The following is a 20,768-nucleotide window of genomic DNA, read 5'->3' as shown; positions in this document are numbered from 1 at the left end:
TCAGATCCGAGGCAGATCAACGTTTTTTTATGATGTCACTTTCTTCCAGAATTGGCTTCCGTGCCTTTTCGCCTTTCTACATTAAAATCAAGCTTCTGTTTATCAGGGCTGAGGCTGGGACGCAGGGGTGAGCGGTGAACTGGAAATGGGTGAATGCCAACTTAAATGAAGATCCGCGGCATCCGACCGCGCAGTAAACTCAAGGTTTCCGGGACAATCGTTCCAGTTCTGTCCGCAATTTCCAACGCTGAAATCGACTGGGTTCCCTGCGTTCCGATCACGATGACTTCCTCGCCGATCACTGCGGGCAGCGAACCGATATCGACGAAGCACTGATCCATGCACATCGCCCCGACCAGCGGACAGCGCTGACCGTGAATCAGGACTTCAACGCCCTGAAAGGATGAACTGCGAAGCAGCCCGTCGGAGTAACCGATGGAAAGAATTGCTGCCGTGGTATCCTGAGGGGCAGACCAGACATGATTGTATCCTGCGCCTTCCCCTTTTTTCAAGGAACGCAGCGCCGCGATGCGGGTGTGGACAGAAGCCACCGGCCGTAAGTCCAGCTTGGTTTGGGAGCGATGATCGGCAATGCAGCCAAACAAGGCGATGCCGCAGCGAACCAGATCGCAGCGCAGTTCAGGATAATTGAGGAAGCCGTAGCTGCCCTGCAGATGGACGCTCCCCGGATCAATACCCCGGTGTTTCAGGCCGTCGACAGCGGCAAAGAACCGCTCGATCTGTGCTTGAGTGTGAACTTGAGCCGCAGGGCTGAGGTTGTCAGCCTCATACAGATGGGAATACGTCCCGGTAATTTTGATATTGGGCAGCTGATAATACCGTGCCAGAGCATCCAGATCCTGCGCAGCTTCGCCCAAACGATGCATGCCGGTATCGACCGGCAGATGAGCTGTGATCGGATAGCCCGTTTGACTGAGCTGGCAGGCCTGCTGGTAGCTGGTCAAAGTCAGCGACAGTTTCAGCTCGGATACTTCCTTCGCGCGGCAGGCGGGAACATACCCCAGGATCAGAATTTCAGCATCCGGATTGAGATCGCGGATCACCTTAGCTTCCTCCATTGTCGCTACTGCGAAATGGTTTACACCCTGGCGGCTTAGAAACTGAGCGATAGGTGCCAGACCATGACCATACGCGTTGGCTTTCAGCACGGCCATGATTTTCTGTTTGTCTGTCATAGCTTTTTCCAGCGTGATGAGGTTATGCCGCAAAGCGGCGCTGTCAAGTTCTACCCAGGCTCGATCCTTGCCGATGGCCACAGGGGCGGGATCCAGTGCCTGAACGACCAGCCGCGTCGTTTCATCCAGCAGCGAACCGGCGGCTTCGTCATTGACGGTCGATGAAATAGACTGCGTCCACAAGGCCCAGTGCTGCTTTCCGTCAAAATAAGAATAAGGATGCGAAGGGGAACAAGTCCGAAGGAATTCGGCGTATTCCTCCAGTACCCAGTCCCTTTCGTTCATGATCTGCGCATGCAGAGGTCCGACATAACGATAGTGCCACGGTTCCTCGCTGATGCCGGTTATTTTTGTTTTATGCTTGGGATAACGCAGGATAAAGCCAAATCGGGCAGCGCAGGCGTGCATCTTCTCAGCCAGCGGACCAGAGAAGTCCGGACAGATCAGATCCTGATCCTTTCCGGCGATCCCCAGATCAATGGCCAATCCCGTATGGTGCTCGCTGGCGCGGACTTCGGCGACAAACTGATGGGCATAATACCAGCCCCGTTCAGCTTCTGTTTCCTTCATGATTGTGTGCTGTTGGGCATAACTGCGCCAGCCGCTGACGAAGGTCACTTCCTGCTCGCCGCCGCAGGCACTGATCCAGGCGTTTAACGCGCGGGCACAGACCGGCTGCAGCTGAGTCTGATGATCGATCCAAACCAACTCTTTAGTCCACAGCGACTCCTCGTGCGGAAGCCGATGTTCACGGTTAACCAACCTTACGCAGTCCATTTCGCAGACCTCCGCAAAGCCTCGCCGATGAGCGTGTCCAAAATCATTTCAAAGGTGATCCCTGCCTGTGCCATCATCCGCGGATAGCGGCTGGTCGCCGTCATGCCTGGCAGCGTGTTGATCTCGTTGAAGACAATGCGCTGATCACCGGTGAGGAAACAATCGACCCGCACTAAACCGTGGCAATGGTGAATCTCCCAGAGCCTGAGCGCCATGCGGCGCATTTGTTCCGAGATAAAATCCGGCAGCGGCGCGGGACATTCGACCTCGGCATGCGTATCGACGTATTTTTCTTCATAATCAAAGAAGTCACTGTTGAGATGAATGCGGTCGACAGCTCCTAAAACCAGCCCCTCTTCCGTTTCCAGCACGGAACAGCCGATTTCTTCGCCCACGACGGCTTCCTCGATCAAAATCCGTGAGTCATGCTTTGCGGCTGCGGCACAGGCGCTGTCCAGTTCTTCCCAGGTGGTAATTTTGGTGATGCCGATCGACGATCCGCCGCGCGCCGGCTTGACGAAGCAGGGCAGCTTCAGACGCTGAATCTGACTCCGTTTCTGATCCAATTCCGCGCTGTTGAAGACCTGAAACGGACTGACTTCGATCCCGTGCTGCTGAGCTAACTGGTGGCTGAGCGCTTTGTCCATGCCAAGCAAAGAAGCGTCCAGGCCGCAGCCGACAAACGGAATGTGAAAGAGCTCAAACATACCCTGCAGGCTGCCGTCTTCACCGTTGCGGCCGTGCAGCACCGGGAAAAAGACATCGACGTCAATCGGTTGGTTCGATGCTGTTTTTAACTCAAAGCGGCTGCGCGTCAAAGTCAGCTGCAGACGCTGGTTTTCAGGCTGATGCCATTGATCCGCTTCAATTTCTGCGGGGGAAGCCGAAGTTAAAAACCAGTCTCCCTGCCGATCAATTCCAATCTGAATCATTTCATAGCGCTGCGGATCCAGAGCCCGCAGGACGCCGGCCGCCGAATGCAGAGAAACGCTGTATTCATCACTGCAGCCGCCGAATAAGACTGCGACTTTTATTTTCTTTGTCATCCTTCATCCTCCTCGATGATTTCCGTGTCCGGACTCAGCGGATAATCGATCCGGCTGCGGCTGGTGTAGCACGCTTCCTGCCGGACAACCTCGCCGCTTTCAGCATCATAAAGCGTGCGGCTGATCTGCTGGGTGCGGAAGATCTTTCCCTTTTTGCGCGAGTAGACCAGCTCTGAACCTGAAACTTCATAGCGATACTGCGGCGGCTGTCCGCACAAAAATTGAGCGTGAACGGAAGCTTCCTCAAAATCCAGAATCAGCTGAAACGGCATGTCTGTATCGTTGCGGAATTTCAGATCGCTCCACCCCTCCTGAATCGTCGCATCAATCCCCGCCGGCATTTCAGCATTGGGATTGGCAGGCAGGGAAATGACGAGGTGCGGATGTTTTTCAATCACCGTCAGCGGCGTATGCAGAACCATCCAGTACAGCAGCTCGCTCATAAAGCACAGGCCTCCGCCATGCACCGGCACGATCTTGCCGTCATGCAGGCCTAAACCTGGTAGATAGGGATCATCATGATCCGCACCGCGGGCCAGCTGCCAGAAGGAAAACACTTCCCCCGGTTCAATGATCAGCTGCTGCATCCGCCGCGATACGACTTTCAGGTTGTGCGCTTTGTTGTATTGATATTGGATATCGTACCCGCTGTCAGGGTTGATTAAACCCTGAGTACATTCATATTGAAGATACGGCAGCCGGTTCTCGGCCTGATGACGGGCATAACGATGCCCATCATGCTTCATTTTCTGATAAAAACACCAAATCTTCTGCTTTCTGCGCAGCGGCAGCAGAAAGGGCAGAAATTCGGTTACACGACGTCGGCTCATACTTTCACTCTCCTTGAAGTTTCCCTTATTATGGCACTGTAAAATGACTCTTCTATGGGGTTTTGGGTGACTTGTTTGTCACTTTCAGTATAAAAGGAAAAAATCTTAAGTTCTTTACTTCCTGATGACGCTTTGTGAAGGTCTATGACACGTTTCTTAAGAAACGATGACATTCTGCCAGCGTGGGGATGATCGTCCTATTTCGCTCCTTGTTGTGGTACAATGAAGACAATCGAATTTGAAGGAGGAAGATTCATGAATTATCCGCAATGGAAAAAATCAAACTGGTCTGAAACACGTTTCGGCATCACGATGAAGGATGAGTATATCGGTTTGGAACAGCCGAAGGATCCGGAAGTGCTGAACTGGGTGGCTGAAGAAAATGCCCTGACCGATCAATTTTTCGCGGCTCTGCCCGGCTATGCTGAGAAAAAAGAACAGCTGCAGGCCCGCCCGTTTTATGCCAGCTATTCGGCGCTGACAGAAACCGAAGAAGGCTATTGGGCAACCCGTGCCAACAAGGATGGAACACGGACATTGGTCGTTCTGGATCAAAATTTCAAGGAAATCCGGGAGGTTGATCTCAGCCTGATTCCCGACACGATCACCGTGTTTACAGCGAATTCATCATTTGCGGATTCCAATCTGATTTATTATACCGGACTGGAAGACGGCGCCGGACGTCCGTGCGTGCTGGTCGTGGATCAGAAAGCGAACAAACTGATCCGCAAACTGGACGGAATTTTCTATTCGTTATGGGATAAAACAGGCCGGCGGATTTTGTATTCCGACGCGGATGCCGATCCGGAAAAAGGCCTGAATGTCAATCATGTCCGCTGCTATGACTGTGACAAGGATGAAATCCAGACGTGTTTTGATTATCATGAAAACGCCGTGCTGGTGCGTTTGGCCAGCTCTGCGGATGGGGAAACCGTGATTGCGGAAGTGATGGAAAACTATGCCGATACGGTCATCTTTGTGCAGCAGGATGACGGCGAATTTGTTTCGGTCAGCCAGGATTTAAAAGGAGCGTTTACCTATGTCGATACTCTGGGGGACGAGCTGATTTTCTTAACTCAGTCCGAAGCTCCGATGGGACGTTTGATCGCCGTGAAGCAAGGGCAGACGCTGGCGGAAGGTCGGACATTTGTCGCGGAATGCTCAATGAAGCTGGAAGATGCCGTTCGCCATGGCGAACAGCTGGTGCTGTTTTACCTCAACGATGCCGCTTCCTTAGTCCGCATTGTCGATAAGACGGGAGCCTTCTGTTGCGATCTGCCGCTGCCAAGTCCATGGGGCGCCTGCACGCTGGCGATGCAGAATGCCCGTGCTATCCGGAAAACGGAATCCCTGATTCTGGAATTTGAATCATTTGTCCATTCGCCGATGCTGCTGAAGCTGACCGGCGATCAGCTGGAAGTGCTGTATCAGCCGAATCCGCAGAGCACCGATGCGATTGAAGTCCAACAGATTTTCACCGAAGCTGCCGACGGTGAGCGCATTCCAGCGTTTGTCGTCATGCCGAAGGGGCTGCAAAAAACCGGCGAAACGCCGACCTTGATGTATGGGTACGGCGGTTATAACAACGCGATTCTGCCTTCCTATAATAATCCGTTTGTCGATCTGGACATTGTGGACTGGGTCAGCCAGGACCGGATTTATGTGAGCATCAACCTGCGCGGGGGCAGTGAATACGGCACGCGCTGGCATGAAGGCGGAAGTCTGGCGAACAAGAAAAACTGTTTTACGGATTTCATTGTCACAGCTGAGCGGATCCAGCAGGAAGGCTGGACTTGCCCGGCCAAAACCGCGATCTGCGGCGGCTCAAACGGCGGCTTACTGATGTGCGCATTAGTGACGATGCGTCCGGATCTGTGGGGCTGCGTCATCGCCTCGGTGCCGCATACCGATATGATCCGTTTCCGCAACGATGACCGCGGTCCGATGTATATCACGGAATACGGCGATCCAATGGATCCGAACCTGTTCCCACTCATGCTTTCGTATTCGCCTTATCACAACATCCAGCCGATTGCTTATCCGGCAATCTACATTCAGACCGGCGAGTGCGATAATAACGTTCCGCCGTATCATGGCAAGAAAATGGCGGCGAAGCTGCAGGAGAACAACCAGAGCGAACATCCGGTACTGCTGCGGGTTCTGGCGCTGGGCAGTCATGACCGCGGCAAGGGCGAAGCCCATCTGAAAACCATTGCGGAAATGCAGAGCTACATCGACTGGGCCTTGGGTGAGGTTTCACAATGATCACGGTCTATCTCGTCGGCCCCTTGTTTACCGAGGCTGATCAGCGCCAGCGGCGTTTGGAAGGAGAACGGCTGCGCCGTGAACTGACCGCCCGCGGCCTTGCATATCAGCTGATCAGTCCGATTGATCTGCCGCTTAATGAAGGCGGCGCTTCTACCCCAGAAGCTATTTTCCAGGCGGATTATCATTATCAGTGCGAAGCAACGCATGTGTTTTTCGATCTGGCTAATGAAGATACCGGCAGTCATATGGCACTGGGGATTCTGTTGGAGAAAAAACTGAGCGGCAAACCGATCCATTTATACCCGGTTTATTCCGACAGCCGGATCGGCCGGAATCAGGCGGCAGGCTTAGACTGTCCGATCGGCTACAACGCGTTTGTGATCGGCGGTTTAAAAGCGAATGCCATTCCCGTTTATTACAGCTTTGACTCAGCCTGCGATCAGTTCCTCAAGGATCTGGAAACGGAACGCTGATCTTTGACGACCATAAAACATGAAAGTCTTCAGATAAAATAAACGTATCGAACCCTGTAAAAAGCGCAGCTTTCACAGATTCAGCCGAATCCGCTGCGTTTTTTCTATGGGTCTGCAGAAGGAAGGATGAACTTCTTGAGAAAGTGTGATAAACTGATACCATTGATTTAAAAGAGGGAGGATCGGGGAATGAGAAAAAAATTATCAAAATTTATCGGTACTCGGCAGTTTTACAAGCTGGCGCTGGCTGTCGCTGTACCGTTGATGATGCAGCAGCTGATTACCAGCTCAGTCAATCTTGTCGATAATCTGATGGTAGGACAGCTGGGCGACGCCGCGTTGGGAGGCGTTGCGGCAGTCAATCGTTTCTATATTATAGCGACCTATGGAACTAACGGAGTTTTAGCGGCGGCGGCCATTTTTATCGCTCAGTTTTTTGGCGCTCAGGATCAGGAACGAATGAAACAATCATTTCGGTTTTCCATCCTGAGTGCTTATGCGATCATGATCCCGTTCTTTCTGCTGGGCTTTCTTGTGCCGGAGGGAATCGTCCGCTTCTTTACCAGTGATCCGGCGATCATTCAGCTGGGCGGGGCTTATATGCGGATCGCGGCGTTTACGTTTTTGCCTATGGCGTTGTCGCTTGGCATCTCCAGTGCAATGCGGGCGGTGGGGGAAACTAAGATTCCGCTGGTCATCAGTGCCGGCGCAGTCTTAATCAATACCTTTTTAAACTATTGCCTGATCTTTGGTAATTTCGGATTTCCACGGTTAGGCGTTGAGGGCGCGGCGATTGCCACGCTGATCGCGCGTCTGTTGGAAGCGGCTGTACTGTTGCTGGTTTTAGCAAAGCTGCCGTTTGCTTTCAAATCGAAGTTGTCGCAGATGTTTCATGTTTCCGGTCAGCTGGTTCGCAGTATTTTGATCAAAGCGGCTCCGCTGGCGTTGAATGAAGTCATGTGGTCTTTGGGAATGGCGACCTTGTTTAAGTTCTATGCTACCCGCGGACCAGAGGTCATGTCGGGATATTCGATTGCCAACACGATCGGCGATATTTTCTTCGTCCTCTTTGGCGGCATGGCGGCCGCAACGACAGTGATGGTGTCGCAGCCGCTGGGGGCGGATAAACTTGATGAAGCTCGCGATCATGGGTATCAGCTGCTGGGCTTCAGCGTGATCTTGTCGCTGTTGTTTGCCGTGCTGATGTTTGGTTCCTCCTTTGTGGTTCCGCACTTCTATCAAGTTTCACCAACCGCGAAGCAGGTCGCGGTCAACGTCCTGCGGATCATGTCAGTCATGTTCTGGATCTACATGGGCAACACACAGTGCTATTTCATTCTGCGGGCAGGCGGTGATACTCGATCCACCTTATTCATGGATTCGGGATATATGTGGACGGTCAACATTCCGCTGGTCTGCTGCTTCACCTATTTCACGGGCGTCAATATTCTGGTGCTTTATGTGATCGGTCAGATGACGGATATCCTCAAATTGGTGATCGCCTATTCTCTAGTGCGGAAAGAGAAATGGGTCGTCAACCTGACGCAATTCTGAAACAGAGGAAAGCTTGCCTTCACGGGCAGGCTTTTCTATTTTAAGGGAGTAAACAAAACTGTTAAAAACTGGGAATGAAAAAAAGCGAAAATTTGAAAAAAAGTGCTTGCATGCTCTTAGCGCTTATGATATTATAATTAAGCAAACGCCTAAATAGCTCAGTCGGTAGAGCAAACGGCTGTTAACCGTTAGGTCACAGGTTCGAGCCCTGTTTTAGGCGCCATTTTTTTTGGCTCGTTGGTGAAGTGGCTTAACACAGCGCCCTTTCACGGCGTCATTCACGAGTTCGAATCTCGTACGAGTCACCATTAAAAATGAAAAGTCCGCAAGGGCTTTTTTGTTTTGTGGCTTTTGCAATTCACTGAAATGAATGAACTTTATACTTTGCCTGTTCTTGCGCAGGCTTTTTTTATTCAACAAAAAAGGCGGCCAGACGTTTTGCCTGGGAGCCGCATTTCACTTTATTCTATTTTGATTGAGGGCTGCTGAAAGGTCAAAGACTCAAAAATGATTTTTCCGTCGCGAATGCGCTGTGTCAGTACGCCGCATTGCTTCATCACTTTGTTCTGAAAGCCAATGCAGCTTAGCTCGGCAACCGCTTCCTTGACGGTTATTTTTGAATCCGATGAGGTCAAAGCGTCAATTTCAGCCGCAGACTTACTCGTCAGACTCTGACAATATCGTTGAATGTCACTTTCACCCTGGAGCGGATGGGCGCAGCAGTTCGTCAGAATCACGGCGTCTTTGGCATAGTCATCGATCAGCCCTTCGATATCTTTATTCTTCAGTTTTTCCAGATGCTTTTCCGTGATGTTCATCACTTCAGAATTGTGAGGAAAAGGATGAGCTTTCACGCCAAGGGAAGGCATACTGATGGGTGTTTTGGCGTAACCGGTAACGTAGATAGCTTTTCCGTTTTCGACCATATAGGTAAAGGAAGCAAAGGAAGAGAAAGGCGGAAGCGAAGCAATTAAAGTGATGTAATGATCGGTACTCTGACGGTAAAGGAAATTCAGCTTCTCAACCGCGTGTTCGATATCCATGCCCAGCTTCATCGCAAAAGACAAAGAGCTGCGCATGACGCTGGTTAACGTATCATGTCCCATTGTACGCACGCGGCCATCCAAACGGGTAATGGCAATTAAATCTTCTGAGTAATCGGATAAGGCATCGTCCAGATTGGAATCCTTCTTCATGTTCATCATGGATTCGATATGATGAGTCATCAATTCTTCGGCAGTTCTTGACATTTCAGTACCTCCTGTCGGGAGTATAATTCCATTCGCAAAAGTCATCAGTTTTTCAAAAACACAGAAAATGGACTACATCAAACTGTTTTCCTCATTTCCAAGCAGAAAGCAGAATTTATTCTGTGAAGGCTTGTGTGAATTAATACTCTCGTGTATATTTAAGTTACCGCATGTTCGGTGTCGGTTCAATGACCAAATTTCTAAAAGAATGTAGTAATACTCATTTTGTTAACAGTGTGTAAAAAGGGGGAGAGCATGCAGAATCAGAAAGATCGCCGTTGTCTTCGATCAGAAAAGGCAATTAAAGCTGCTTTTCATGAGTGTCTGCTGAGCGTCGGTTTTGAGGCGATGACGGTGAAGGAGCTTGCTGAAAAAGCGGATATCAGCCGAAAAACGTTTTATCTGCATTATGATGATAAATATGATCTGTTGAAAGAAATTACGGAGGAAATGATCGGTGAGCTTGAAGTTCTTTGCGAAAAAAAGAAAGATCTGGGATTGGCAGAAGGAACGGTTCTTTGGTTTCGGTATTTTGATGAACGCAAAGCTTTTTTTACAGCCTTATTTACAGCGGATAACACAACCGCTTTTCGCAGTCGGTTAATGAATTTCATGATGGAACAGATAGATATCAAATTAATCGGTGTTTCTCAGGAAAAAAACACAAAGGTATTGCGTAAGTTTATGGCCATGGCGGTTTTAGGGGTGCTTGAGTCTTGTGTGCTTGGTCAATTAGACGGAAATGTCGATGAAACGGCAATGCAGGTGGGGGAGTTATTGGATGATATGATAAAACGTGCCTGCAGGAAATGAGCTGGGAAAAAGAAAACTAAAATTCAACAGGACAGTTCTGATTTTCTTGAAATTCCATTTGCAAGTTGCGGCCTGGAATTCGGTGTTAAATATTTTAAAAAAAGCTTGCATTTCTCAGAACGCTGGAATATAATATCAAAGCACGGCAAGAGAAAGCCCCTGAAAATTGTGTGGTTTTCAACAAAACATTGCATTCCGCCGCAAGGTGTGATAAGATGATTTTGCTAAAATCTTGCTGTTGATATATATGTCTTCTTAGCTCAGTTGGTAGAGCAACTGACTCTTAATCAGTGGGTCTAGGGTTCGAGTCCCTAAGAGGACACCATTTATAAGCAATGAGGTCGATTACATTTAAGTAGTCGGCCTTTTTTGCATTTTTGCAAACTATACAAAATCAGTTTGTTTGGAGTTAGGAGGTGAGTTTATGGATGAAAGACTGATAATACTCGGTAAAAACATACAAGAGGCACGTGAATCAAAAAAAATGTCACGATACGCATTAGGACAAGCCTTGGGCTATAAATCAACATGTTCAGTAAGAGTTAGAAAGATTGAGAATGCTGAATATTATGTAACAGTAAACACTTTGTTGATGATAGCTGACGTTCTGCAGTGTGATGTAAAAAAATTACTAAAGGGATGTGAGGGGAATCAAACTTATGGTAAATAAGATGCCAAAGATTCAACAATCACTCATTACTCGAATAAATCAAGAGAAAGGCAAGAAAAGTTATTCAAATTATAAATTAGCAGCCGTTTCTGGTGTTGCAGAAAGTACAGTGGGAAGAGTTTTAAAAGGTGAGGTATTGCCGACTATATCTACCTTAATTAAGCTGGCTGACGCCCTGCAAATTGATCTAAAAGATTTATTATAGTTTGAAAAAAGAAAAAGTGGGAGGCTCCCCACTCTTCAAGTTACTTAGAAATTCATTTTTAAAAGCTTGAGCGAAATTTTTAAATAGCGCCAACTGTTTAAAAATTTTATAGCTCATTTCACAGGGAGGAGTGTACCCTCGGAGATCGGAGATCAGAGATCAACCCTCATCACCCTCATCGCCCGCCAGCGCGCACTGCCTAGCCTTTGTACTATAGATTTTAACAAATATTTGATTTTAGATCAACTAGAAATATCTATAAAACTCAATTGAATATGAAGGAAGAAGCCAAAACAAATACGGGAACCGTAATTGTGTATTTATATATATGGTAAAGGAGGGCTTGAAATGCCTAATAAAGAAGAACTTAAGCGACTGTACGAACAGGGATGTAAGGACCGGTACCAATGGATTAAACTGGCTGAATCTGCAATTTCTAAAGGCGACTCAAAATTAGCTGATCAATGTTTGGCTGCAATTAATCAGTCCTTTTTAGATCGTGATGCCATTTTTGCAGAAGCGGATAAACTTGATGCCTTTGGATACGTGATTGGTTGGGATGAAGAGGGAAAAGGTGAGTATGAGAACGTTTTGTGATGAAACTGGAAGATTTCCGTGTTTTTTTAAGCAGCAACCTGTTTATGATTTAGATCAGATCCAGCTGCGGATTGCCCAATATGATGTGCTAGCAACCAATAGTCCCCTAAGCCTAGATGGACTATTTGCGGAACTCAGAATAGTTGAAAGTAAGAAAGAACGTCATTATAAACCTGACTCTGGACGAAAAACACGGTACGGATCACATATTATTGGTCTGTTACCACATGGTAACTGGTCAAAATCCAAGAAGCAAAAAATCATCAAAACTTTTGCTGAAGCGGTGATCGGTGAGGAGAAATTATTATATTTTGCCTGGGAAGAGGTAATTGGCATAGCAAGATATTTGCATGTGTACTTTACCGATCGGGAATGGCTGCCGTATAGAGCTTTACATTATAAGCGAGACGTATGGCAAAATGCTAACGGTCAATTATGCACTAAGCAGACGCCAGGAGCTAGATTAATTCGTAAGAAAGGCGAAGTAAAGGATTACATTTCAGCCGGTTTCTCGATAACTAAATCAAGAATCTTCTGTTATAAAGATCTGGAAGATTTCAAAAAACGTTTTGAAGACTTTTGGATTCTTGCCTTACAAAAGATGAAAACCATTGCCCAGGGTACTTTTCTTATGGCGCGGAAAAAGTTACATTTTGAAATGGCAAGATATTTGAAGAGAGTGTATATCCACCAGAATCATCTGATGACCTATATTGAAAATATATTAAATCTTCTTTATGAGCCTTTGTATCCTGATAATTATGAAGTTTATCGGAATGGTGGAAGTCCAGGGGAATCTCTAAAATCAAAAAATCACGTCGCTTTAGAGGAGATATACAATCACTATCGTTCCCGTTTTAAACATAATAAATTTCATTATAAAGATGAGGTGTTTTTCCTTAATGGAAGAGCCGATTTAGCAGATGCAAACATCGAATATCTAAAGCAGATATTTCAAAACGAAATTCTAGAAAAATTCCCTGAAAAATTTTCTACGGGTTTAGTCTAGGAAAAATAAAATATGAAGTGTCTGATAATTTAAAGTGAAAGGGAGAAGAAAGACTATGCAAGAATTAGAGAATTTGCATGAGAATATCGATCGGTTATTGGTATCACAGGAAAAATATTTAAAAGAATTGGGGTATACAGGCCAAGAAACAATGTTTGTTGATTATAGTCATTTTGAATTTGGACAAAAAGTAGATTATCTTTCAAAGCTAATTGATATTTATGCCCAAGAGTTGCAAATCAAGCAGAGACTGCTAACCATTAAACACGCATTTTTTAGAATTGGCGCGGATTATTATTCAACAAAATTTAATGTAAGTCAGCGAGAGGTTTATGCTTATTTTGAAAACTATGATAATTTGAATGAGCGTTTAAGCTGGTGTAGGTTAAAATTTTTGCCAAAAGATGCATTTATAATCACTTTAACCTTGGATGATATACAGCATCAAGAGAATTTTGGGAAATGCCATTTAAAAGATCTGTTGAAGCTCATGGTTAAGGACAGAATAAAAAAACAGGATTACATACTAGGCTATGCTGCAGTGGTAAAAGCTAATGAACTGTATGATGAAGAAGAACTGAGGCTTTAGATTATGGTTGAACTGTTAATAACTTGGAGATTCGTCAATCAGAATTGTATTCAACTGTGCTTCTGCAAAACTGAAGAAGAATTCTATTCCTTAACGACACAAAGATATCGTGTGGATCGGAGTCAACTCGTTATTATCAAATCTGAATTTTATCTTATTGAATGAATTGCTATAACATTTAAATTTGAACAAGAAAAAATGGGGCATTTTGCCCCGCAGAAAAGGAGAAAAATTTATGGAAGTCATTACAATTGTGAATTTTAAGGGGGGCACAGGGAAATCTGAAACGACAAGAAACTTAGCAAAGGGAAATGCTGAAAAAGGAAAGCGGGTACTTGTCATAGGAAACGATCCACAGGGGGATATAACAAAGGCCTTATCTCCTACTACATCTTCGATTTCTAAGATTGATTTAAGTGCGGTTGTTTCAGAAAACGAATTAATTCACGCAATCCTAAATCACATTAATTATGAAGTAGAATTAAGCGATCTCTATTTGCAACCGAAAAAAATCAAAGAAGCGATAATTCATACCGATATTGAAAACTTGGATATTATACCAAGTACATTGAATCTGAGCAATTCTGAGATCAAGATCAGAAGCGATGCGACAATGCCTCAGCACAATCGAATCAGCATGATGCTTCGGGAAGTTAAAAATGATTACGATCTAGTTTTGATTGATTGCGCGCCAGCACTGAATTTGTTGACCATCAATGCCATTTGTGCAACAACCAGTAAGATATTAATTCCTCTGAAAATTGATGAAGGAGGATTATCAGGATGGGCTTTAACCGTGCAGCTTATTCATAAGATATGCGAGGGTTACGGCTTAGATATAGATTATGTAGTTTTGTTCACAATGGTTCAAAAAACATCTCATGGCTGGCTAAAAGAATGCGATCAGATCATTAAAAGTTTTAGTCGAATTTTAGGGAAAAAGGTTTTTAAAACAGTGATTCGCAATCAAGCTAAAGGAGTTCTGTCAGCTGGTTTTAAAAAAGACTTTACGATTGATGGAAAATCCGGGGTTAGTGAGGATTATCGAAATCTGGTAGAAGAACTGGATAATTATATTGGAGGTTAATGTATGGGTCAGTTATTGACAGATGTATTAGTAGACATGTTGAATCCAGTAACACAAGAACAGGTCAACCTGGGGAAACTGATCTTTGTGGACATTGATCGGATAAAAAGAAATCCACTGAATACTGCACCGATTACAGCGATTGAGGAATTGAAGGAGAATATTTTAGAAGGTGGACTAAAGCAACCTCTGGTTGTGTATAAGAAAAACAACAGTTATATGATTCATACTGGCGAAAGGCGTTGGACTGCCCTAAAGCAACTTTTTGAAGAAGGGAAAGAAGTTAGTTTTATGGGTAAAGTGCTGTTAGATAAAGTGCCTGTATTCGTGGAGCAGACAGCAGAAGATGAACTTATGGAAGAGATTGATCTTATGCGTTCCAATTCACACCGATCCTGGTCAAAGGAACAGAGAGAAGCCATGATGACTCAAGCTCATGAGTGCTATCAAAAGTTATGTGACAGGGGATGCAAACCTAAAGGGAGAGAGCGAGAATGGATCACAGCTTTATTAGGATATAGCGATGGTAGCGTGAAAGATTTTCTAACTAAGCTAAATAAAGAAAATGAATTGGGGCAATTTGCCCCGGAAACAGCAGAAGAGGATCCTCAAAAAAAAGAAAAAAACACCGCAGAAAAAATATTGAAGAAGCTCAATAAAACAATTGATGAGCTATCAAATTTAGATTTTGAAAAGTTTAGCGATGATGAAACTGTTATTGTTAAAATTAAAATTAACGAACTCATAGGTATGTGCGAGCAGATTATACAATGATGTTTGGGGCAATTTGCCCCAAACAGATTTAATTAAAATAAAACATGGCCAAATAACCATGTTAGGGGGAGTTATGAGGCAATTAGATATAATCCATCATGCTATCTGGACACCAAAAGAAAAGATGATTGAAATGATCAAGTTGATGATGCAATATGCTGATATGTTGGGATCTTTCTATCTTGCAGGAGCGACCTTAAGATTTAATTTTTACGTTACTCACAATTATTATTTAGATACCATCAACTATAGTCATTCTATAATTCGTATACCTGCAAAATATAATAATAATAGAGATAAGGTATTCGACGTAATGGAAAGAGAATATATAGAGAGAAAATTCTTAGTATACTGGATAGGGAAGATTAATCAAATTTCAGACTCACTCGCTAGAAAAATTTTTGTAAAGAAATATATCTTGCCAACATCCATATCTCAAATTCAAAAGGATTTATCCATATCAAGTTCTAGGAAAGTTTATATTTTGTTACAACGTGCAGAATTGATAATGCAGCACTCTTGGGCGTTAGATTATTATGATATAGAGTGGGATAAAATAGATGGAGAACAAATTATGAAGGAAATTGATGAAATACTCGATTATGGACTGGAAAATCGATTTTTAGATGGGGCAGATGTTTGCCGACTGTCGGCGTTATTTTATGAACAAAAAAAGCGCTATAAAGTTCTGACAAATAGAATACATCGTATGGAGTTAGAACAGGAAGAAGATCGTAAAGAAATTTTTAAAGCTATTTTAGATACTCATCCGTTAAAGGTTGCTGACATATTAAATATTACTCCCGCAACTTTGCAAAAATGGCGGGATAAAAACAAATTTACGAAGGAACAAATCGATAAAGTGATACTTGGATTTCGTCAATCTACTAGGTGACAAATTTTCAAGAAATACGGTTATAAAAATATTTTTATATAACTTTTTGCTTGGTACATAAATCTTAAATCATTACAAATGCTTTTATAAAAGGGTAAAATGACTTTACTTGCACAAAAGCTAATACCTTGCACGCGTGGGCGGGAATAATTTGGCTAAAAACCGTGCTAAAATATTATCATCGGAAGATCAAGGGATATCCCCTCCCTCATCCATCCGATTTGCAGAGCTGCACATCCCTGGTGTTGCTCTTTTTTTTGTTCAGAAAGGAGTGGTTGTATGTGTATGAAAATTCCTTAACTAGAAAAAATTGCCAGTAGAAAGGAGGTGGACTGATGAAGGCGTTTTTTGAAGAATATGGCTTAATCATCGTGGTTATTGCAATCTTTGGTTTATTTATCCTGTTTGCAAAACAGGATTTTATGAAGCAATTGACCGATGGTATTTTGGAAAATTTCAATAAATTGTTAGGCAGCAGAATTTTATTAAAAGTTTGGTTCTTAGGTTAATGTTAGATTAATGAGAGGATGATTAAAATGAGTGGTGCGATTGCTTACTATGGATTGGTGTTATTATCCTTGATACTGATCTTTACTGCTATTGATTTTAACAACAAGATAACAGCGGACGATGATGTACATAGTACAACGCGCACCACTCAGATATCCTCAATTACAGAGGCAGTAAATCTCGGAGATCTATTTTCAAGTGGTAAATTATCTATAGATCAAAGCCAGGCATTAGATTTATGGTTGTCAAATTTCCAAGAAAATAAGGATATCAACCTAAAATATCAAATTGATATTTTAGGTGTATCTGAAGAACCACCAGGCATTGCGGTAAGAGTAAGAGGATACAGTACCTATTTAATGCTGGATACTGATCTTATAGTTGATTATACAAATATTATTATTATTGACGATAAGGAAGGATGAATCTATGTTTAAAATTAAGCTGTTTGTTAAAAAGCATAAAGCAATCGTATCTATGGTGTTGATTGCTGGTATTGCAATAGCTTTTTATTTAAGCTATCAATCAGCAGTTACACATGCAAAACAGTTAATATCAGTACCAGTAACAAATAAATATATGTCTGCAGGTCAAATAATAAATGAAAGTGATATTACATATATGGAGTTGCCAGCTGCAGCTGTTATTGAGAATATTTATACGGAGCCTCAAGATATTATTGGGAAGGTAGTTAATTCATACGATTCTTTGGCTGAAAAATCGTTGTTTTATAAAGCTCTGATTAAACCTTCAGAAGAAATGAAAGATGTTAGCTTATATGATTTGAAAGCGGGAGAAATAGCAATTACCGTAAATACAGACATACAAAGTTCCTATGCGAATTCCATCCTACCGGGTCATCAGATTGATTTGTATTTTTCAGGAACGGGAATTGAACCTAATTCTGAAGATCAAAAGGAAAAAATCGTTTATGGTGAGCTTGTTGAAGCTGCAAGAGTTTTAGCTGTCTATGATGAGGCTGGTATCAAAATGGGACAATTGGGTGTTGGGGATGCTGCTACAATTGTTGTTGCGTTGTCCTACGAGGATGCTGATCTTGTAGGAAGAGCCAAACATTTTGGAGATGTGTTTCCGGTAATTAGTTTCGAATCTATGCACGGGATTACAGGTAACACCTTTTACGATAGGGCAAGGATGAAGGATGCTATTTATCAACGCACAATCGATCTGCAGCTGCGAATGCCGGCGGAGGAAAACCATGAGTAACATCTTTGAATATGTGGATCTGGGTCAACTAAAAGAATTAATGGACAATGATGATATACGAGATATTACATGCTTAAATGGAGTTATAACAGCTACCTCAAATACTAAAGGTACTTATCGTGCTAATTTATTGCTAAGCAATGAAGAAATTACAAAAATAGCTGTACAAGTAGCAAATAAGATGGAAAAAGAGTTTAATCCTAGTTCCCCTTTTTTAGAAGGGGAGATCGATGTTGATGATTATATTATTCGTATTTCTGCTTTCCATTCTTATGTCTCGCCTGCAGGCACAGCTCTCACTTTACGAAAGGTAACAAAAGAAAACATTCTGTCAGAAAACTACATGAAAACAAGCGGGTATGCTGAAGCATCAGTTTTAGAACGATTAAAAAAATATGTACAAGCAGGTTGCAACATTTTAGTGATTGGGGAAACGGGTAGTGGAAAGACACAGCTTGTTAAGTGGCTAGCCGGTTCTGTGCCGGGTCAGGAACGAATCATAACCGTTGAGGATAGTATGGAGTTTCAGCTACCTCTGCTCTATCCCGAAAAAAATATCCTTGAAGTGAGGGTTAGGGAAGATATGACATATTCAGAAATTATCGCTAAGTGTCTAAGACAAAATTTGCAATGGTTGTTTCTGCAGGAAGCGCGAGGCAGAGAGGTTGAAGATCTATTGGATGGCATGAGTAACGGATGCCATGTTATGACCACGATGCACACTGATGAATCCATCGGTGTAGTGTCCAGAATTTTGCAGATGCTAAAACTGCCCACAAGTGACTATGATTCATTGTCAAATCGTATTCATTCATTAATTGATGTTGTTGTCTCAGTTAGGAAAATTGAAACACAGCAAGGAATAAAACGTTTTATATCAAATATCACAGAATATGATTATTCAAATTTAATCCCATCAGATCATTTAATATGGAGTAAAGGCTCAAATAACCTTAATAAATCTTGCCCAAAAATTTCGTATAAAATGAAGGAAAGAGGAATCTTTTTATGAGATTGCTGTTTCCTTTTGTTTTACTTGCAACAGTTTTGATTTTATTTGCAATGTGGGTTCTTCCGATTCTGAATTGGAAGGATTTTAAAATAGTAGCTAAACTTAGAAGATATAGTTATTGGGGATTAGATTACAGTAAATATGGCACAACTTACAGCTTGCAAAAATATAGCCAACAAGCCTTAATAGTTGGATTCCTTTCCTTTGCGCTTTGTTACAGCAGCCTAGATAGCATGGTATATTCATTGATTATTACAGTATGCATTTTATTTATGTTGCCTTACTTCATTTTCCTTAATAGTGTAAGAGTCTATAATGATCATCTGCAGGAGCAAATTATTTCGTACATTCAATATGCCATCCTTTTCCTAAAAGAAAATCGTCAAGTCGTTAGTCTTTTGAAAGACTGTGCTGAAATTGCAGAAGAGCCACTTGCCGGCGATCTGAAATTGTTGTTAAAAGATATTTATGAAAATGCAGATCTACGTCTGGCTTTAAAGCATTTTGAGAAAAAATATCCGCAAGAAGAAATAAAAAAGCTGGACAATCTATTAATTTCAAAGTCACTAGATGGTGTTTACAATTTGAAACAATATGACTTAACATACAGCGCGATAGAAATGTATCAGGTTACCTTATCAAATTATCAGATCGGGCGAGAAGCGAAACGTAAAGGGTTCTACATGATTGTAGTCTTATCCATATTTGTTTCATATATGGTTCATGCGATGTTTACTGTGGATATGGGAGCAAATGTAACTAAGGTAAAGTTTTATTACTTTTTATTTTACATATTCCATGTTGTACTTGTTTTATTTTATGAGCACTGGTCAACGTTAAAGAACACTTTCAAATGAAAGGAGGAAATGAGTAGTGTTAATTGTATTAATCATAGGGTTAATCTTATTGTGGTATATCTGGTTTTATGATCCTGAAAAATGGTCAAAGGAAGATATACGCGAAGTACTGATTGAAAAAGATTATAAATTTCTGATCGAAAAAGTTTATAGCGTTAGTTGGGAAAAGAAATTTAAGGATCGAATATTATGGTCTTTGATTGTTGCTATGCTCACTCTTTTGTTGGGCGTGTCCAATGAATACACTTGTATTCTCTTTTTTTTAGCAGCTTATTATCTGCAATATAAAATTTTGCTAAATAAATATAAACGTAAATTAGCCATAGCTATTAAAGAATTTCCTTTTCTTTTAGACAAGATTGCGAGTTTAATCCAATTAAACTCAGTTCCGATTACGCTGCAGAAAGTCATCCCAGACGCCCCGGAACTATTTCAAACAGATTTAAAGATTTTAGTGGAGGAAATACATAACAGCGGATCCACTTTAGCACCATATCTTAATTTTGCATATAAATTTAAGCAAGTTCCAGATATTAACTCTGTAATGCGTACTTTGTTTACGTTAACAATATCCAGCAAAAATAGGGAAGACGTGATGATGTCTTTCTGCAATTTAGCAAATCAAAAACTAAATAAGCAGAAACAGATACAAGCCGAGGATGTTTTAGATAAGCACAACCTTTTTTCGTACGCATTATTTGGATCCATGGGTGCTTTGATATTGCTACTCTTTACAGCAATGGATTTCTTTAAGATTGGGGTGTGAGTGTAATGAGTAAAGCTATAGAAGGATATGGCATAATCTATCTGTTTTGTATGTTTGTACTTATTTTGTTTGGTATGCTTGGGTACTCTGTTTATTATAAACCTATATCAGATGCATCTGCTTTTGTTACAGACATCATTGAAGTGCATGAAGGTCTGACAGATGATGCACAAACTTTAATCAACCAGCTGGATCAGGATATGACAAAAGCAACAATTCAGATCAATCCTCAAGCTATAGGTGATTATAAAAGCTATCAAGTAAAAGTAATAACCTCATTACATTTACCAATACTAAACGTTGATATCCCTTTAACTTCATCCAAATCGACAAAACGATGTTTATATTAATATGACGAGGAGG

23 protein-coding genes and 3 tRNA genes are annotated in these 20,768 nt (G+C 42.7%); 22 read left to right on the top strand and 4 right to left on the bottom strand.

From position 1 onward, the window contains the following. Window positions 1-161 precede the first annotated feature (161 nt). Genes alr through vanW form a run of 3 tightly spaced genes read right to left on the bottom strand, consistent with a single transcriptional unit; the run spans window position 162 to window position 3,849 of the window. Window positions 162-1,973 carry an alanine racemase gene (gene alr / locus MCG46_RS17410; RefSeq protein ID WP_240281122.1) on the bottom strand — a complete coding sequence of 604 codons (1,812 nt, stop codon included), beginning with the start codon at window positions 1,971-1,973 and terminating at the stop codon, window positions 162-164. Next, window positions 1,961-3,019, bottom strand: a complete 1,059-nt coding sequence (locus tag MCG46_RS17405; RefSeq protein WP_240281121.1) for a D-alanine--D-alanine ligase family protein — start codon at window positions 3,017-3,019, stop codon at window positions 1,961-1,963. The genes alr and MCG46_RS17405 overlap by 13 nt, the downstream gene beginning before the upstream one ends. Beyond that, complete coding sequence (gene vanW, locus MCG46_RS17400) at window positions 3,016-3,849, bottom strand: glycopeptide resistance accessory protein VanW (protein WP_240281120.1); 834 nt, start codon at window positions 3,847-3,849, stop codon at window positions 3,016-3,018. The genes MCG46_RS17405 and vanW overlap by 4 nt, the downstream gene beginning before the upstream one ends. Window positions 3,850-4,104: 255 nt before the next feature. On the opposite strand from vanW, the gene MCG46_RS17395 reads away from it, so the two are divergent. From MCG46_RS17395 to MCG46_RS17375, 5 genes are all read left to right on the top strand, one after another. Continuing rightward, the gene (locus MCG46_RS17395; protein ID WP_240281119.1) at window positions 4,105-6,114 is read left to right on the top strand and encodes a prolyl oligopeptidase family serine peptidase; all 2,010 of its coding nucleotides are present in this window, start codon (window positions 4,105-4,107) and stop codon (window positions 6,112-6,114) included. Continuing rightward, window positions 6,111-6,590 (top strand): hypothetical protein, encoded by a 480-nt coding sequence (locus MCG46_RS17390; protein WP_240281118.1) that lies wholly within the window; start codon window positions 6,111-6,113, stop codon window positions 6,588-6,590. Before MCG46_RS17395 ends, MCG46_RS17390 begins: the two co-directional genes overlap by 4 nt. A gap of 189 nt (window positions 6,591-6,779) precedes the next feature. After that, on the top strand, window positions 6,780-8,144 hold the full coding sequence (locus tag MCG46_RS17385; RefSeq protein ID WP_240281117.1) for an MATE family efflux transporter: 1,365 nt from the start codon (window positions 6,780-6,782) through the stop codon (window positions 8,142-8,144). Between the two features lie 147 nt (window positions 8,145-8,291). Beyond that, window positions 8,292-8,367: transfer RNA gene (locus MCG46_RS17380), tRNA-Asn, on the top strand. An 8-nt stretch (window positions 8,368-8,375) separates the two neighbouring features. Beyond that, window positions 8,376-8,452 (top strand) — tRNA-Glu (locus MCG46_RS17375). 153 nt (window positions 8,453-8,605) lie between these two features. Here the strand turns inward: MCG46_RS17375 and MCG46_RS17370 are convergent. Beyond that, on the bottom strand, window positions 8,606-9,394 hold the full coding sequence (locus MCG46_RS17370) for a hypothetical protein (protein WP_240281116.1): 789 nt from the start codon (window positions 9,392-9,394) through the stop codon (window positions 8,606-8,608). A 255-nt stretch (window positions 9,395-9,649) separates the two neighbouring features. Between MCG46_RS17370 and MCG46_RS17365 the strand changes: the two genes are divergently transcribed. The 17 genes from MCG46_RS17365 (at window position 9,650) to MCG46_RS17285 (ending at window position 20,755) form a co-directional block, all read left to right on the top strand. Then, on the top strand, window positions 9,650-10,207 hold the full coding sequence (locus MCG46_RS17365) for a TetR/AcrR family transcriptional regulator (protein ID WP_240281115.1): 558 nt from the start codon (window positions 9,650-9,652) through the stop codon (window positions 10,205-10,207). Between the two features lie 249 nt (window positions 10,208-10,456). Then, window positions 10,457-10,532 (top strand) — tRNA-Lys (locus tag MCG46_RS17360). A gap of 99 nt (window positions 10,533-10,631) precedes the next feature. Next, window positions 10,632-10,877 carry a helix-turn-helix domain-containing protein gene (locus MCG46_RS17355; protein WP_240281114.1) on the top strand — a complete coding sequence of 82 codons (246 nt, stop codon included), beginning with the start codon at window positions 10,632-10,634 and terminating at the stop codon, window positions 10,875-10,877. Next, window positions 10,867-11,082, top strand: coding sequence for a helix-turn-helix domain-containing protein (locus tag MCG46_RS17350; protein WP_240281113.1), 216 nt, complete (start codon window positions 10,867-10,869; stop codon window positions 11,080-11,082). Before MCG46_RS17355 ends, MCG46_RS17350 begins: the two co-directional genes overlap by 11 nt. A gap of 348 nt (window positions 11,083-11,430) precedes the next feature. After that, window positions 11,431-11,679: a hypothetical protein gene (locus tag MCG46_RS17345; protein WP_240281112.1), complete on the top strand. Its 249-nt coding sequence runs from the start codon at window positions 11,431-11,433 to the stop codon at window positions 11,677-11,679. Continuing rightward, window positions 11,657-12,688 (top strand): hypothetical protein, encoded by a 1,032-nt coding sequence (locus MCG46_RS17340; RefSeq protein WP_240281111.1) that lies wholly within the window; start codon window positions 11,657-11,659, stop codon window positions 12,686-12,688. Before MCG46_RS17345 ends, MCG46_RS17340 begins: the two co-directional genes overlap by 23 nt. A gap of 55 nt (window positions 12,689-12,743) precedes the next feature. Then, complete coding sequence (locus MCG46_RS17335; RefSeq protein ID WP_240281110.1) at window positions 12,744-13,277, top strand: hypothetical protein; 534 nt, start codon at window positions 12,744-12,746, stop codon at window positions 13,275-13,277. Window positions 13,278-13,512: 235 nt separating this feature from the next. Beyond that, window positions 13,513-14,364 carry a ParA family protein gene (locus tag MCG46_RS17330; protein WP_240281109.1) on the top strand — a complete coding sequence of 284 codons (852 nt, stop codon included), beginning with the start codon at window positions 13,513-13,515 and terminating at the stop codon, window positions 14,362-14,364. Between the two features lie 3 nt (window positions 14,365-14,367). Beyond that, window positions 14,368-15,138 carry a ParB/RepB/Spo0J family partition protein gene (locus MCG46_RS17325; protein WP_240281108.1) on the top strand — a complete coding sequence of 257 codons (771 nt, stop codon included), beginning with the start codon at window positions 14,368-14,370 and terminating at the stop codon, window positions 15,136-15,138. Between the two features lie 73 nt (window positions 15,139-15,211). Continuing rightward, on the top strand, window positions 15,212-16,033 hold the full coding sequence (locus MCG46_RS17320) for a hypothetical protein (protein ID WP_240281107.1): 822 nt from the start codon (window positions 15,212-15,214) through the stop codon (window positions 16,031-16,033). Between the two features lie 335 nt (window positions 16,034-16,368). Beyond that, on the top strand, window positions 16,369-16,542 hold the full coding sequence (locus MCG46_RS17315; protein ID WP_240281106.1) for a hypothetical protein: 174 nt from the start codon (window positions 16,369-16,371) through the stop codon (window positions 16,540-16,542). Between the two features lie 27 nt (window positions 16,543-16,569). Continuing rightward, entirely contained in the window at window positions 16,570-16,968 is a 399-nt protein-coding gene (locus MCG46_RS17310) for a DUF5411 family protein (protein WP_240281105.1), read from the top strand. Window positions 16,969-16,972: 4 nt separating this feature from the next. Beyond that, window positions 16,973-17,770: an RcpC/CpaB family pilus assembly protein gene (locus tag MCG46_RS17305; protein WP_240281104.1), complete on the top strand. Its 798-nt coding sequence runs from the start codon at window positions 16,973-16,975 to the stop codon at window positions 17,768-17,770. Beyond that, entirely contained in the window at window positions 17,763-18,782 is a 1,020-nt protein-coding gene (locus tag MCG46_RS17300; RefSeq protein WP_240281103.1) for an ATPase, T2SS/T4P/T4SS family, read from the top strand. The genes MCG46_RS17305 and MCG46_RS17300 overlap by 8 nt, the downstream gene beginning before the upstream one ends. Continuing rightward, a complete protein-coding gene (locus tag MCG46_RS17295; RefSeq protein WP_240281102.1) occupies window positions 18,779-19,639 on the top strand; it encodes a hypothetical protein in 861 nt (286 codons plus the stop codon). Before MCG46_RS17300 ends, MCG46_RS17295 begins: the two co-directional genes overlap by 4 nt. Window positions 19,640-19,655: 16 nt before the next feature. Then, complete coding sequence (locus tag MCG46_RS17290; protein ID WP_240281101.1) at window positions 19,656-20,405, top strand: hypothetical protein; 750 nt, start codon at window positions 19,656-19,658, stop codon at window positions 20,403-20,405. 5 nt (window positions 20,406-20,410) lie between these two features. Beyond that, the gene (locus MCG46_RS17285) at window positions 20,411-20,755 is read left to right on the top strand and encodes a hypothetical protein (RefSeq protein WP_240281100.1); all 345 of its coding nucleotides are present in this window, start codon (window positions 20,411-20,413) and stop codon (window positions 20,753-20,755) included. Window positions 20,756-20,768: the final 13 nt, after the last annotated feature.

Source organism: Holdemania massiliensis (assembly GCF_022440805.1).
In the GTDB taxonomy this organism is placed as follows: Bacteria; Bacillota_I; Bacilli_A; order Erysipelotrichales; family Erysipelotrichaceae; genus Holdemania; species Holdemania massiliensis_A.
Note: the sequence above shows the minus strand (reverse complement) of the source record. Positions and strands in the feature narration are given on the sequence as shown.

Bases quoted from the DNA above. Each gene is read 5' to 3' on its own strand.
- MCG46_RS17295 (WP_240281102.1), top strand. From the start codon at position 18,779: ATGAGATTGCTGTTTCCTTTTGTTTTACTTGCAACAGTTTTGATTTTA.
- MCG46_RS17405 (WP_240281121.1), bottom strand. From the start codon at position 3,019: ATGACAAAGAAAATAAAAGTCGCAGTCTTATTCGGCGGCTGCAGTGAT.
- MCG46_RS17365 (WP_240281115.1), top strand. From the start codon at position 9,650: ATGCAGAATCAGAAAGATCGCCGTTGTCTTCGATCAGAAAAGGCAATT.
- MCG46_RS17350 (WP_240281113.1), top strand. From the start codon at position 10,867: ATGGTAAATAAGATGCCAAAGATTCAACAATCACTCATTACTCGAATA.
- MCG46_RS17320 (WP_240281107.1), top strand. From the start codon at position 15,212: ATGAGGCAATTAGATATAATCCATCATGCTATCTGGACACCAAAAGAA.
- MCG46_RS17285 (WP_240281100.1), top strand. From the start codon at position 20,411: ATGAGTAAAGCTATAGAAGGATATGGCATAATCTATCTGTTTTGTATG.
- MCG46_RS17305 (WP_240281104.1), top strand. From the start codon at position 16,973: ATGTTTAAAATTAAGCTGTTTGTTAAAAAGCATAAAGCAATCGTATCT.
- vanW (WP_240281120.1), bottom strand. From the start codon at position 3,849: ATGAGCCGACGTCGTGTAACCGAATTTCTGCCCTTTCTGCTGCCGCTG.
- MCG46_RS17310 (WP_240281105.1), top strand. From the start codon at position 16,570: ATGAGTGGTGCGATTGCTTACTATGGATTGGTGTTATTATCCTTGATA.
- MCG46_RS17315 (WP_240281106.1), top strand. From the start codon at position 16,369: ATGAAGGCGTTTTTTGAAGAATATGGCTTAATCATCGTGGTTATTGCA.
- MCG46_RS17325 (WP_240281108.1), top strand. From the start codon at position 14,368: ATGGGTCAGTTATTGACAGATGTATTAGTAGACATGTTGAATCCAGTA.
- MCG46_RS17345 (WP_240281112.1), top strand. From the start codon at position 11,431: ATGCCTAATAAAGAAGAACTTAAGCGACTGTACGAACAGGGATGTAAG.
- MCG46_RS17385 (WP_240281117.1), top strand. From the start codon at position 6,780: ATGAGAAAAAAATTATCAAAATTTATCGGTACTCGGCAGTTTTACAAG.
- MCG46_RS17390 (WP_240281118.1), top strand. From the start codon at position 6,111: ATGATCACGGTCTATCTCGTCGGCCCCTTGTTTACCGAGGCTGATCAG.
- MCG46_RS17335 (WP_240281110.1), top strand. From the start codon at position 12,744: ATGCAAGAATTAGAGAATTTGCATGAGAATATCGATCGGTTATTGGTA.
- MCG46_RS17370 (WP_240281116.1), bottom strand. From the start codon at position 9,394: ATGTCAAGAACTGCCGAAGAATTGATGACTCATCATATCGAATCCATG.
- alr (WP_240281122.1), bottom strand. From the start codon at position 1,973: ATGGACTGCGTAAGGTTGGTTAACCGTGAACATCGGCTTCCGCACGAG.
- MCG46_RS17300 (WP_240281103.1), top strand. From the start codon at position 17,763: ATGAGTAACATCTTTGAATATGTGGATCTGGGTCAACTAAAAGAATTA.
- MCG46_RS17355 (WP_240281114.1), top strand. From the start codon at position 10,632: ATGGATGAAAGACTGATAATACTCGGTAAAAACATACAAGAGGCACGT.
- MCG46_RS17395 (WP_240281119.1), top strand. From the start codon at position 4,105: ATGAATTATCCGCAATGGAAAAAATCAAACTGGTCTGAAACACGTTTC.
- MCG46_RS17330 (WP_240281109.1), top strand. From the start codon at position 13,513: ATGGAAGTCATTACAATTGTGAATTTTAAGGGGGGCACAGGGAAATCT.